Origin of the sequence: Mesorhizobium sp. M0923 (assembly GCF_040319365.1) — a bacterium.
Taxonomy (GTDB): Bacteria; Pseudomonadota; Alphaproteobacteria; order Rhizobiales; family Rhizobiaceae; genus Mesorhizobium.
Genome location: NZ_JAMYNW010000031.1, coordinates 27,867 through 40,501, shown reverse-complemented (window position 1 = coordinate 40,501; position 12,635 = coordinate 27,867). Strand labels below are relative to the sequence as shown.

Sequence of the window (12,635 nt, the reverse complement as noted above, 5' to 3'; positions counted from 1 at the left end):
TGATGGCGGCGCGTCCGACGAAGGCTCGCCGAGGAAATGGGGATGGGCAACGACTGTTGCTTGACCGAGATCTCGACCACCTGCCGCCGGAGGTTCGGTGGCGTGAAAGGATGGGGCGGGTCGAGGCCGTCATTTTCGCTTCCCACCAGCCGGTGTCGCGGGAGGTTCTTGCGCGGATGGTGGGCCGCGACTGCAATCTCGATCTTCTGATCGACGACATCCGCGCCGAACTGCGCGGCCGACCCTACGATCTAGTGGCGGTCGCCGACGGCTGGCAGCACCGCACCCGGCCGGCTTTTTCAGACGCTATCCGCGCCGCTTCGGGCGTCAGCGAACAGACCGTCGACCTGTCGCAATCGGAAGCGCTGGTGCTGATGACGGTGGCGTATTTCCAGCCGATCACCCGCGCCGAGCTGTCCGGTTTTTTCGGCCGCGAGATCAGCCGCGACCTCATTGGCAATCTGCGCGGCGCCGGCTTCATTGCTTCCGGACCGCGCGCGCCGCAGCCGGGGGCGCCCTACACCTATGTGACGACGAAGACCTTCCTGTCCCACTTCAGCTTCGAGACGCTGCGCGATCTCCCCGACATGGAGAAGCTCGAGGACGCCGGCCTGCTCGACAAGGCAAAACTGCTCGCCGACTTGTCCGGCGCGCTCGGCATTGTCAGCGAAGACGCAGAGGCGGAGGAGCAGGGGCTGCCATGACGCCACCGCCATTCGGGGAAGACACGATCCGTGCCCTCGCCACCGAGGAATCCTTCGCGCGCGGCAAAAGCTACTTTCGCAGCGGGGCTGTTTCCGAACTCGTGCGCCGCGGCGATGTCCTGACCGCGCAGGTCGAAGGCAGCGAATTCGCGCCTTACGTCGTGTCGGTCAGGCTCCGCGATGGCGGCGTCGCCGACACGCGCGGCGTGATCGAGACACGCTGCTCCTGCCCCTACGACTGGGGCGGCGCCTGCAAGCATGTCGTCGCCGTGCTCCTGAAGTTTGTTGCCAAGCCGGGCGAGGTCGTGGAAAGGCTTCCGCTCGCGGACATGCTCCGGGACCTCGATCGGGCGGCGCTGGCGGCGCTGCTGATCAGCCGGGCCGAGGAGGATCCGGGCTTGGTGCTCTGGCTCGAGGCGGAACTGGCCGTCGGCGCGCCGGACGGATTTTTGGCGGGTGCGCGTCGCACCGCCGTCGATCCGAAACCGATCAGACGGCAGGCTGAGGCGCTGCTGTCGGGGCGCAATTCCCGAAGACGCGGCTGGAGCGACGATGTCCCCGCGATCGACGAGGACGGCGTCGCGGCGCTGATCGACAAGGCGAGGCCTTTCCTCGAGGCGGGTGACGGTCGCAACGCCCTCGCCATTTTGGAGCCGGTCACCGAGGCCCTGGTGCCCGCATGGCTCGAACAGGCCGACTGGGACGAAACGCTGCACGAGTTTTTTCCCGTGCTCGGCCAACTGATCGCCGAGGCGGTCCTGATGAGCGATCTCGCACCTGGCGAACGCGACGACCTGATGGCGCGGCTCGATGTCTGGCAGGGCGAACTCGACGGCTACGGCCTCGACGACCATCTGCAGGTCGCGATCGATGCGCTCGAACAGGGCTGGGATGAGATCGGTCTTGCGGACGTGATGGCCGGCCGGGGACGAACCTGGCCGCTCTCGGGCCTGGGCGACTGGATCATGGAGCGGCTGACGGAAGCCCGGCTGCGGGTGCTCGATATCGGCGGGCGGGCGGAGGAATTTCTCAACCTCGCCAGAGCGGCGGGACGGCATGGCGATCATGCCGCGATGCTCGTGCGGCTGGCACGTGTCGCGGAAGCTGCCGCTTATGCCCGGAAACAGTTTCGCTCCGCCGAAGAGGTTCTGCTGCTCTCACAGGTCTTGAAGGAGGCGGGACAGATCGACGAGGCGCTGGAACTGGCCGAATGGGGTCTGACGCTGAAGGCGGAAGAGGACCGCTCCTATGGGATTGTCGGTCTCGCGCGCTGGCTGCGCGATTGCGCCGCCGCGCTGGCCAGGAGAGAACCCGCATTGACGGCGGCGGGCGCCGCTTTCGAGCACAGTCTGTCGCTCGATGATTTTCGGGCGGCCGAGACCCTGGCCGGACCGGAATGGACGGCGATGCGCGCCCGCCTTCTCGCGAAGCTGGCGGCGGCGAAACACGCTCACGACCGGACCGAGATTTTCCTGAACGAAGGCAGGATCGACGAGGCGGTGCGGTCCGTCGACGTCGAGAACGTTTTGCGCAATCCGTCCAATACGGTTCTTATGCGCCTCGCCGAGGCGGCGCACGCCAGCCATCCCGACTGGGTCATCGATGTCTGCGAGCGCATGGCCGTCAACGTCATGGATTCGGGCCAGGCCGGATTCTACGAACTGGCGGCGCAGTGGCTGGAAAAGGCGGTGCTCGCCTATGATGCGGCGGGCCGGTTCGACGACTGGATCGAAAGAATCGACAAGCTTATCGAAAAACACCGGCGCAAGCACAAGCTCAAGCCGCTGCTCCAAGCGTTGCGCCCGGGCGCATAGGCATGGCCGGACGGCCTTGGAGAGCCAAACCGCCATATCGTCGCACGAACGCGGCAACATCGTCGATAGACCCTGACCGACGCTATTCCAGACGGTAGCCAAGGGTCCGATATCCGGTCCGCCGCTTCGCGGCCATACGCGCCAGAACCTGCACGGCCCCGTCGACATAATCATAGACGAGAACGTCGGACTTGCCCTGATGTTCGCGATGCAGGCGCCCGACATACTGGGCGAGCGTCCCCTTCCACGAGATCGGCATGGTCAGGAACAGCGTGTCGAGCCGATGGTCGTCAAAGCCTTCTCCGAGATAGCGGCCTGTCGCCAGAATGAGCCGTTCCTGATCGTCCGATACGCGAAGGGCAGCCTCGGCCGCATTGCGGTCCGCAGCCTTCATGCCGCCGCGCAGGACCACGAGATTGCGAGCAAACTTGGCAAATCGCGCCTGCAAGCGTTCGAGATGATCCCGCCGTTCGGTCAGCACGACCGGCGACCGCCCCGCTTCCAGCGCCTTCAGCACGTCGTCGAAGATCAGATCGTTGCGGGGCTCGTCCACAGCAAGCGCGGCATAGATTGCTGGCATCGAGGGGCGTTCCATGTTCGCAAGGGAAAGCGGAAGCTGGAATGTGGTCGATCGTTCCAGGACACGGTGGCTCAATGTGCTTTCGATTGCCTGGTGGCGCGCACTCGCGCGATACCGGACCGGTCCGCATTGCATGAAGATGATCGGATGGTGCCCGTCCTTGCGCGCGACAGTCGCCGACAGGCCGAGGACGTATTTCGCCTTGGCGCGCCGCGCCACCAGCTCGAAGCTTGCTGCGGACAGATGATGGCACTCGTCTACGACGAGATGGCCGTAGTCGGCCACCAGATCCGAAACTTCGCCGCGCCGGACAAGGCTCTGGATAAGCGCGATGTCGATAATGCCTGTCGGTTTGCGGCGCCCGCCGCCAATGACGCCGATATGCTGCGGGTCAATTGCGAGGAAGGCTTTCAGACGTTCGACCCACTGGGCGAGCAGTTCTCGGCGGTGCACGAGGATCAGCGTGTTGCGGGCGCGCTGCGCGATCAGTGCCGCGGTGACGACCGTCTTGCCGAATGCCGTGGCGGCAGCTAGCACGCCAAAGTCGCGCGCCGCCAGCGCTTCATTGGCTTCGACCTGCCTGCCCCTCAGCGCGCCGAGAAACCGTGTGCCTTCGGGAAGCGAAGCTCCCGATTCCCGGCGATCCTCCAGGTCGACGTCACCGCCGTGATTCCGGATCAGGCCGATCACCTCGTCCAGACAGCCGCGCGGCAGGCCGACATGACTCGGATGCACCTCCGCGCAGGAAATGATCCGGGGTTTGCCGAAGGTCGACAGGCGCATGGCCTGGGCGCGATAGAACTCCGGATTCTGGAAAGCAGCCAACCGAATGAGCCGCGCCACCATGGTGGCGGGCAGGCCGGTGCGTTCGACATAGGCCTGATCCGCGAGCACGATCTTGATTCGGTCTGGCAGCGGCTCGGTGACTACGATCGGAGCACGCCTGGAAGGCGTCATCCGCCAGGGCTCATCCGCTGCTTCGTCCTCGACCGGCAATCGCACGCCGAGCACGCGGCCCCGCATCTCCGCCTCGTCTACCAAGCGGCTCACCGCGTCGGCGGGCAGAAGCGGCAATGACGACAGGAACGCCCACTGGTCGGCATAGGGACGCAGATCTCGATCGACAAAGACGCTGTTGCCCTGTTCCCGCGCGCGCCGCTGCAGCGGAAGGGCGATGAGGTTCCCGAATCCGCCAATAGGCATGGTGTCCTGGCTTGGAAAGAAGCGGTCGTAAGAAGCAACGCCGATTTCCGGGCGTCGCTCCATGGTCTCGGTCACGAGGAGGGAGCCGAGCTGTCGCGCGGTGCGCGCCGGGATCGGTTCGGAGAAGAAAATCCAGAGATGCCCGCCATTGCCGGACCGCGACCGCTCGAGCGCGGAATCAATGCCCTTGGCATCGCAAGTTTCCATCATGGCGATTGCATCCGCGGACCAACTCTCGCCGTCGAAATCAGCCGCCAGGAACCAGCAGGTTTCGTCGAGCAGCAGCGGGTAGACCCCGGCAACGAAGTTCTCGGAGCCGCGTCGCGACCCGGTCGCGCCACGCAGATGGTTTTCAATTACGTCGTCGGAGACCGGAATGAAGGCCTGACGTGGACATTCGCCACATTTTACCCGCGGCTTGCCGCAGATTCCCTTCACCCACTCATTGGCGCAGGCCGGCGCATAGCCCGACCGCCCCGCCTTCCTGTTTTCCCAGCGGACCGGATGCACGTCCGATCGGCCAGCAAATAGGCGGCGGAACAGAGCAATTTTGTCTACCGCCGTTGACGCATTGGTGACCGGCGCGGCTTCGGCGAAAGGCGCGGACAGGTCCGCCAAGGGGAGCAGTGCCTGTGGCTGATCAAGCTCGACAAGTCTTGCTTCAAGGGCTCGTCGCTCCGCAGCCAGCGATTCCAGGCGGGCACGGATACGGTCAATCTCATCGTCTCTTTCAAAATCGCATTTCGACACAGCCTGAACCACTGTCTGTCAATCAAACGCCAGATATGTCAGCTCGGCCTCCAACAGGCCGATATGCTCTGGTACCATGACCACCTAACTGCCGTTCTCTAACACGTCGATAAGCGCCAATCAGGGCAGAAAGATCGACGCCCTGGATATCAATCGTCCTTTGGGGAGCTTCGTCCTCGATCATGACACGCTTGCGCATCCACTGGCAGAGCGGTTGCAAGGCTGCAGCAAGGCTACCGGCGGCGAGAATGCGCTGACGCCAGAAGATGATTTCGAAAGCCTCCGTCCCGGCCGTCAGATGATCGTGACATTCTTCTGCTATTTGGTCGAAACAGCGGATGCGCGCGGCTGAAGATAGGTTGATCAGCGTCCTGGCCGAGCCGGGATCAACGGCCGTCGGAAGGCTGAGGAGTCGCGCGATCAGCGAACTCTTTGCGAGAAAGCCCTTGGCGGCCTCCATGCGGAGCATGTCATGAAGGCAGCGCTCGAAACGCCGCGTTGCCGCTTTCACGCTGACTTTCGCGGCTGTTCTCAGGTCGAAATGGCAAGTGGCGCAATGATGCTGCGGAATAAGGCCCGATTGATTAAATGCTGCAGTGCCGCTGCCGCAAGACGGACACCGGTCACGCAGCCCGCAGCCGTGCATCGGGCAGGAGATACTGCTCGCCATCCGCCACCGCCGGCGGAAGTAAGGCGCCAAATCGGAGGTGAGGCACTGAGGGCAGAATTGCAGCCAGGTCGAGCGCCCTCGGTGGCCGGTCTGGCGCAGTGGTAGCAGGAGGCGCGTGCGCTCATCCTGCGCAAGGGTCATTGCAGCCAAAGTGTCTCGCGCAACTCCGGAATAGTGATGAAGCAGGCGCGCCGCGCCATCCGGCAGCGCAAGATCGAGCCGCGCCGACCACATGCCGCCGTCTATCCCGAAAACGTCGGCAAAATGGCGCGGTGCGATGCCATTGGCGAACGCCAGGCGATTGAGCCAGCTCGATAGCAGCTCATCCGCTTGCGGCACGACCACGACTGGCCAGCGGTCGGAATGAATCTCCCGGTAGTGCGACTGCACTTCGATCGCGAACTCGGCCGTGCCGGTCATAGCCGCTATAGCAGGGCTTCGCGCACCGGCGCCTGACGACGGGCCGAGAGTGGAATGTGGCCTAACCGATCGATCATCGCCATCGAGATGCACTCGGCGCCGGATCGGACGGCGACCGCCGCCGCCTTGGTGAGGATGGCGACGACCTCGCCGATCAGGCCCTCCGAGAGCGAAAAGATCTTGCGCGCCATCTCTTCCTCCGACAGGTCGGAGCTTTTGGCGAGCGGCAGGGCCGCCTCGAGACTGTCGAGGAGCGCCAGATATTCTTCGCCATAGCGCCACCGCGGGACCGCGCACAGCTCGAACCGGCTCGCCATTTCATCGGTCGCATTGATAAAGTCATAGACGGCGACCTCACCGATCAGCACCGGCGAGATGTCGTGAATCCGGCCAAGCCGACGCAGGAAGGCGAAGATCGCCTCGACGTCGCGGGTGCGGCCGCGTAACGCGTTGTGGAATTCGTCGAAGATCAGGATTCGGGGCGCGAGGCTGGCGAGCAAGTGATCGAGTTGCGCAGCCTTCCGACCACATTGCGGACGTTGCCGATCGGCGCTTTCAGCGCCTGAAGGACGCTGGCATAGAAATGGGCAAGCCCCGCGCCCTCGTGGGTTTGCACGATCCAGACCCGTTGCGTCGGAGACATCCTCAAATGCTCGATTGCGAATCGCTCGGCGACCATCGTCTTGCCGTTGGCGTAAGGACCAATCAGCATCAGGCCGCCGGTGCGCAGTGCAGCCGGACGGGAAAGCAAGTCGGCCAACCGCTCATGAGCGTCCAGCGCCGCGTGATGGCCGATCCAGCGCGGCGAGCGGATGAAGGCGATCCGCTCCTCGATGTTTCCATCGAGATAGGGCCGTACATGGTCGAGAAGATGATCGGCCATTCACGCGCTACCATTCTTCGATCGGCAGCCGCCGCTTTTGACGCACCGGGTGCTCCACCGGGGCCGGCGGCACCGGCGCCATTGCCTCATAAGGCTTGGAAGCTCCCGCCGCATGGCCAGCGCGAACGGCGTTGCGCAATTCCGTCTTCTTGTGCTTGGCGGTTCCGGCAACGGACGCAATCTCACGGCGGAGCTGGACCTTCTCGACATTCGACCGGGCATTCGCCATCCGGCGGTTGGCGCGGTCGCTTTCGTGCTCCCACAGGGTGACCGGCGTCAAAATCCCGTCACGGCGCCGGACCGAGCGAAAGGCGACACCTGCGGGGTCGCGGACATAGACATGACTGATGTCGCGCGGATCGTAACGAATCTCCAGCTTGCCCAACCGGTCGCGTTCGGGAACGAACGAACCGAGCCATGGCGCGTAATAGAACAGGGCAAACATGCTGATGCCTTGCGGCGTCAGGCGCCGTTCGGCACCCGGCAGAAACGTCAGCAGGACGTCATGCGCGTCGTAATTGAAGCGCGGATTATCCACCGCGTGTGCCTGCCACTCGGTAAGCGGCACTTTTAGCGTCTTGGCGTTCTCCTGGAGATTGTGATCGACGACAGCAAGCGCGACGCAACGCTCGAGATCGGCAAAGCTCAGGCAAGCACGTTTCTCGGACGGATATTCGTCACGGTCGGCCACCGATCGTCCGGTCGATCCCGGGTGCGTAGCAAGCACGGCATTGAGCTTGCCCAGCAGACGCTCGACCACACCACCCTGATGGACGCGGCCGCGGTCACGATATCGGATGCCGATGCCGTATTCCTCGCAGCCGCGCTGAAACGCCCGCCCCTTGAACTCCTTGGCCGAGTCCGTGACGAGTCGGCGTGGTCGGCCGAGCATTGGCCAGTCATGGTCAAGGCCGCGTGCGGCCATCCACTGCTCCTTCGGGCACATTGCGTGCGCAAGACAGAGTGCGACGGAGAGGGAAGACGGCTTTTCCAGGGACAGGCAGAAACCCAGAATGCAGCGCGAGAACACGTCGGTGAGGATGGTCAGGTAGGCGCGGCCGACGAAAATGCCGGCACCGTCGACCACCTCGACGAAGTTGATGTCGGTCGGCGTGTGATCGATCTGACAGACGTCGAGCGGGCGCGGGGCATGGATATAGCCCGGCCGCGGCTTGAGGCGACGAAGGTGCTTCGGGTTGGCTGACCGCCCCTTGGCAATCTCTTCCGGCGTGAACAAAGCCGGGATGCGGCGCGCGGCGGCAATGTAGGACGGCGGTCGAAGGCCGGCCTCCTCGCAACGCGCGCGGATTTCGGCGACGACAGGGGCAAGCGGCGGCGCTTCCAGAACAAGCCACTGCTCGCGCAATGTCGCAGCAATGATTTCCTCGATCTTCGACGGCAACCGCTTCCGGCGTGTGTTGCCCGTTTTCGGCAAGAGCACCGTTACTGTTCGGTCGTCACGATAGCGCGCCAGGAGATTGTAGATCTGACGGGTCGACAACTGCAGCTCAGCCGCTACGCGAGCAATCGCCGATCGGCGCGGCGCGGAACCATCGAGGACCTTGTCGAGTTCGCTCGCTATCCGCCGCGCCTGCGACCAGTGGTCGTCGGTCGCAGTTCGGGACGCGGCCGAAGGCCCCTTTTGCACCAGCTTCTGCAAGGCGGCACCCCATGATTGAAATTCTTAGCGAGAAATCAGTCGCGCAATACCACCCAAAGCCAACGCGGATATGACATTCGCAGGATTGAAATCCGCAAGTAAAAGCCACAACCGCGGCACTGACCCGCCTCGACGAGCGGCTGGCCCGCTCGCCCGTCCGCGACGGCTTTGTCGAACGCCAGAACTTTGCAGATGCCGCCGCCGCGCTGTGGATCGAGGGCGAGCTCGTGCACCTTGAGGATCTCGTCCTGCACGACGCCCATATGGACATCCGCACCCCGACCCATGAGCTCACCCGGGCACATGCGGTGCTGCGCGCCCGCCGCCACATTTTTGCGAACAAGCCGAACTGGGCGCTCGGCCGCGACGGGCTTTTGGCGCTGACTGGCCGCGGCGGCGCAGCTGCGGAGCCGGCGCAAAAAGGCCGCGACGGCGAGGGTGCCTGGCCTTCTGAAGAGGGCGTCGATGAGGGGGGGTCGTCGGCCGAGCAGGACGCGTTGGCGCACGAGTTCGCCGAAATCGACGCCTTGCTCGCCCGATCGACAAAGGTGCTCGCCGGCATCGAGGCCGGTCCAAAAAGGCCGATCGCGAACGACCGGCCGGCGCTGGTCTACGACCTCGACTGGGATGAGGATGCACGGCTGGTTGAATGGCAGGCAGTGCTGCAGGCAACAATCGACCTGCCCGCCGTGCTGCGCGTCGCGTTGCTTATCGACGCCTGGACCGAGATCGAGGTCTTGCAGCACGCGCCATGGCTCGGGCCGCTTTTGGCCGCGGCCCTGCTGCGTCAGACCGGCACGACCGCCAACCATCTCGCCAGTCTCTCTGTCGGCTTGCGCGCTATCCAAAGGGACCGGCGGCGCGCCCGTGAGAAAAGTGTGCGGCTGCTCGCTGTCCTCGAGACCATCCACGCGGCGGCATCGGCCGGGCTGAAAGAACATGACCGGCTGGTGCTGGCGCGGTGCCAGCTGGAGCGGCGCTTGCGGTCGCGGCGGACGAACTCGCAACTGCCGCGGCTGATAGACTTGGTCCTGGCGCGGCCGCTGGTGTCGACGGCCATGGTCCAGAAGGAACTGGAGGTCAGCCGGCAGGGTGCGCAGGATCTTGTAGGTGCGCTCAATCTGCGCGAAATCACCGGCCGAAAGCGGTTCCAGGCCTGGGCCGTTGTCTGATGACCGGGAATGCAGCGCGTTCTCGGCGTCCGTGCGTCGCCGCCGGCCCGTCGGGCCCTCGATCACCTCCAGCCGACCGGCATAGCCGTCGCTTGAGGCGTCCAATTGGACGCCCATTTTGCCGTCTCTATCCATGCAGTCACCTCCGTCCAAATCAGAGGATTCTTCGCATGGTCAGGCCAGGCTGAGCAGGGCCGGAATCGAGGGGGTCGGATGAGCGCTTACAGGCGTTCACACACGAGAAAGAATGGTTCGCTGCCATCGTGCGGGCGGCGACGGCTGCGGAAAGCTGCCTGGAAGCCAATCTTTGAATCTGGCGACATGTAACGCCTGGCACCGGATACTCAGATCAGGCCGCAGGCGGAGTAGCATTCGCCGTCGGCGAAAACCGTTGTCGAGAATTTCGGAGCGGGATTTCTGCGCCGATCTGCAGGGCTTCCTTGATCAGGCCACCCGGACTTTGAAGAACGACGGATATCCGCTCCTTTTTCTCTACCAGCTCGTGGAACCGATCGGTGGCGCCATCGGTGATCTCGCCCTTGATGCTGATAATTTCGAGGTCGCCCGGGAGATCGAGAAGTTCGACTTCGGCGGCTATCGCTGAACTTGAAAAGATTGCCAGCCCCATCATCGCGCAGACGGCTGCCCAACGCATCATAAAATTCAAGAACCCCCGTTGCCCAGCCTATTCTCTACCAAAGCGGTGGCGCTGATCAATGGTCAGTCTTTGGTAAACCCACGTCTGCTACAGGTCTGTACCTTCACGGGGGATGGGCATGACCGGATGATGGACCAATCGTCTAACGCAGGCACATGGCAGGTCACTCGCCTCCTGGTTCTCAAACGCGACAACTACCGCTGCGTGGCCTGCTCGACACCCGTGAAATCCGCCGAGGCTGATGTTCACCATCTCCTGCCGCGGTCAATGGGCGGAAGTGACGAACTCTCGAACCTCATCACCCTCTGCGATGGGTGCCACGCATCTCATCATCCAAATCTTGCAGGCGGACTAGCACGCAGGGTTATCGAAAGATGGGCGGTCAGGCTGGCCAGATGGCTGGATACTGACGGTCAGTATTCGGAAGCGGTCGCGAATTTCGGCCCGGCTCTCCGTCTCTTCGGGTTGGATCGGTTCCGCCAAGGGCAACTGCCGATCGTTCTGGCTGCCCTGTCAGGCAAATCCGTTCTCGTCGTCAGCCCAACCGGATCCGGCAAGACGCTGTGCTTCCAACTTCCTGCGGTTCTCCGTTGCGGTCTCACCATGGTTGTCAGTCCGCTGAAGACCCTGATGGCGGAGCAGGTATCGGACCTACTCGCCAAAAAGATTCCGGCCACCTTCATCAATAGCGATCTGAATGCAGAAGAGAAGCAAACGCGGTTTTCGTTGCTCGGCCAATCCGCGATCAAATTGCTGTATCTCGCACCCGAGCGGTTTTTCGTCCGCAGCGAGGAAGAGCGACAGCGCCTCAAGCAAACGAAGCCAACATTCCTGGTCGTCGACGAAGCCCATTGCGTCGACCAATGGGGTCGCGATTTCCGAACTGAATACGGCCGCCTACGTGAGGTCAGGGAGAAATTGGGATCGCCACCCGTGCTCGCATTTACTGCGACGGCAGGGAGGGAGATGCAGGAACGCATCCTGGCTTCGCTTGGTGTTGACGATGCCGTAGTTTTCGTCCGGGACGTAGACCGCCCCAACATCGCGCTCGCCCGTTGGAGGTGTGCGACCGAACACAGGGCAACGGAAATCGCTACTCTGCTCAGATTGCCTCAGCTCCGCGGCCAGAAGGCGATGATCTTCGTGCCGTCGGTAGCAGTCGGCGAGCACTTGCAGCAGGCACTATGCGATGGCGGGCTTGATGTCCCGTTGTACCATTCGAAGCTGGGAACCTCTTGGGATCGTCAGGAACTCGTGAAAAGATTCCTCGGGCAGAGCAGACCGTCAGTCGACCAGATCATTTGCACGAACGCGTTTGGGATGGGTCTCGATGTCCCGAACGTCCGCCTGGTGATCCACTGGCAGCAGTCGGCCTCTGTCGAGGATCAACTGCAAGAATTCGGCCGCGCGGGCCGGGACGGAAGGCCCTCTGTGGCTGTCATGTTCCACAATGGCTCAAGTGTAAACCGCGACGTCTCGCGTCTTCGATTCATGGCCGAGAAAACAGTCGCATCGACTGATGTCTTGATTGTCGATCGCGAACACAGGCTTGAACAACGCTTCCGCCAGATCGACCAGGTGAACGAGATGATGAGGTCGCAGAGCTGTATGAGAGAGGCGATCTCGACCTACTTCCAAGGCCCGAAATCCAGGGAACGTCCGAGTCTGTCAGTCAGAATTCTCGACTGGGTATTCGGGAGCCGCTCGCCCACAATGGGATTTCGAGCTTGCTGTGATCATTGCGACCGGGCCGAAATCAAGAGGCGTGGCATGAGCGGATACGTTGCCGGGGTTCTCAGCTAGCGATCTATGCGCCCTAGCCGATCTCGATCGTCTACAGATTTGTCAGCCGCCCGGATGATGCCTTTGGCAACCGGACGCTGCCCGATCCAGCTCACGGGTATCTTTGCCAAGGCCACCTTCTCGGGGCCCTTGAAGATGACCTCACCCTTGAGGCTGTCGAAATCGATGTCGAAAAGCAGCAGGTGATCAGTACTCGTGTCCATATGCCGAAAGACCGGTCCGCGTCCGTACCGGTTGCCTTCACCTGAACGGATCGCCCGTCAGCCGCATGGCAAACGATGACATGCCGCCTTGGATGACCGGGAAAGCGGCTGTCCG

The 12,635-nt window shown here is 63.1% G+C and carries 10 protein-coding genes and 1 pseudogene; 4 read left to right on the top strand and 7 right to left on the bottom strand.

The window, feature by feature from the left end; translation table 11 throughout:
• The first annotated feature begins 2 nt into the window (after positions 1-2).
• Both scpB and NKH89_RS32550 read left to right on the top strand, forming a co-directional pair.
• Positions 3-704: an SMC-Scp complex subunit ScpB gene (gene scpB, locus NKH89_RS32555; RefSeq protein ID WP_352911384.1), complete on the top strand. Its 702-nt coding sequence runs from the start codon at positions 3-5 to the stop codon at positions 702-704.
• The gene (locus tag NKH89_RS32550; protein WP_023722825.1) at positions 701-2,518 is read left to right on the top strand and encodes an SWIM zinc finger family protein; all 1,818 of its coding nucleotides are present in this window, start codon (positions 701-703) and stop codon (positions 2,516-2,518) included. Before scpB ends, NKH89_RS32550 begins: the two co-directional genes overlap by 4 nt.
• Positions 2,519-2,600: 82 nt before the next feature.
• Here NKH89_RS32550 and NKH89_RS32545 read toward each other — a convergent pair whose 3' ends face one another.
• From NKH89_RS32545 to NKH89_RS32525, 5 genes and pseudogenes are all read right to left on the bottom strand, one after another.
• Positions 2,601-4,919 carry a TOTE conflict system archaeo-eukaryotic primase domain-containing protein gene (locus NKH89_RS32545; RefSeq protein WP_352549423.1) on the bottom strand — a complete coding sequence of 773 codons (2,319 nt, stop codon included), beginning with the start codon at positions 4,917-4,919 and terminating at the stop codon, positions 2,601-2,603.
• Between the two features lie 154 nt (positions 4,920-5,073).
• Positions 5,074-6,141, bottom strand: a complete 1,068-nt coding sequence (locus tag NKH89_RS32540) for a TniQ family protein (protein WP_023722827.1) — start codon at positions 6,139-6,141, stop codon at positions 5,074-5,076.
• Between the two features lie 5 nt (positions 6,142-6,146).
• Positions 6,147-7,024, bottom strand: a pseudogene (locus tag NKH89_RS32535) (TniB family NTP-binding protein).
• A 7-nt stretch (positions 7,025-7,031) separates the two neighbouring features.
• Positions 7,032-8,684 (bottom strand): TnsB C-terminal domain-containing protein, encoded by a 1,653-nt coding sequence (locus tag NKH89_RS32530; RefSeq protein ID WP_023722830.1) that lies wholly within the window; start codon positions 8,682-8,684, stop codon positions 7,032-7,034.
• Positions 8,685-8,719: 35 nt separating this feature from the next.
• Positions 8,720-8,917, bottom strand: coding sequence for a hypothetical protein (locus NKH89_RS32525; RefSeq protein ID WP_031195293.1), 198 nt, complete (start codon positions 8,915-8,917; stop codon positions 8,720-8,722).
• Here NKH89_RS32525 and NKH89_RS32520 point away from each other — a divergent pair.
• A complete protein-coding gene (locus NKH89_RS32520) occupies positions 8,825-9,856 on the top strand; it encodes an RHE_PE00001 family protein (protein ID WP_280940438.1) in 1,032 nt (343 codons plus the stop codon). The genes NKH89_RS32525 and NKH89_RS32520 overlap by 93 nt on opposite strands.
• Before the next feature lie 349 nt (positions 9,857-10,205).
• Here NKH89_RS32520 and NKH89_RS32515 read toward each other — a convergent pair whose 3' ends face one another.
• Positions 10,206-10,511: a hypothetical protein gene (locus tag NKH89_RS32515; protein WP_352468043.1), complete on the bottom strand. Its 306-nt coding sequence runs from the start codon at positions 10,509-10,511 to the stop codon at positions 10,206-10,208.
• Positions 10,512-10,532: 21 nt separating this feature from the next.
• Here NKH89_RS32515 and NKH89_RS32510 point away from each other — a divergent pair, with 21 nt between their 5' ends.
• Positions 10,533-12,317, top strand: a complete 1,785-nt coding sequence (locus NKH89_RS32510) for a RecQ family ATP-dependent DNA helicase (RefSeq protein WP_023722834.1) — start codon at positions 10,533-10,535, stop codon at positions 12,315-12,317.
• On the opposite strand, the gene NKH89_RS32505 is transcribed toward NKH89_RS32510, so the two are convergent.
• A complete protein-coding gene (locus NKH89_RS32505; protein WP_023722835.1) occupies positions 12,314-12,520 on the bottom strand; it encodes a hypothetical protein in 207 nt (68 codons plus the stop codon). The genes NKH89_RS32510 and NKH89_RS32505 overlap by 4 nt on opposite strands.
• Positions 12,521-12,635 lie beyond the last annotated feature (115 nt).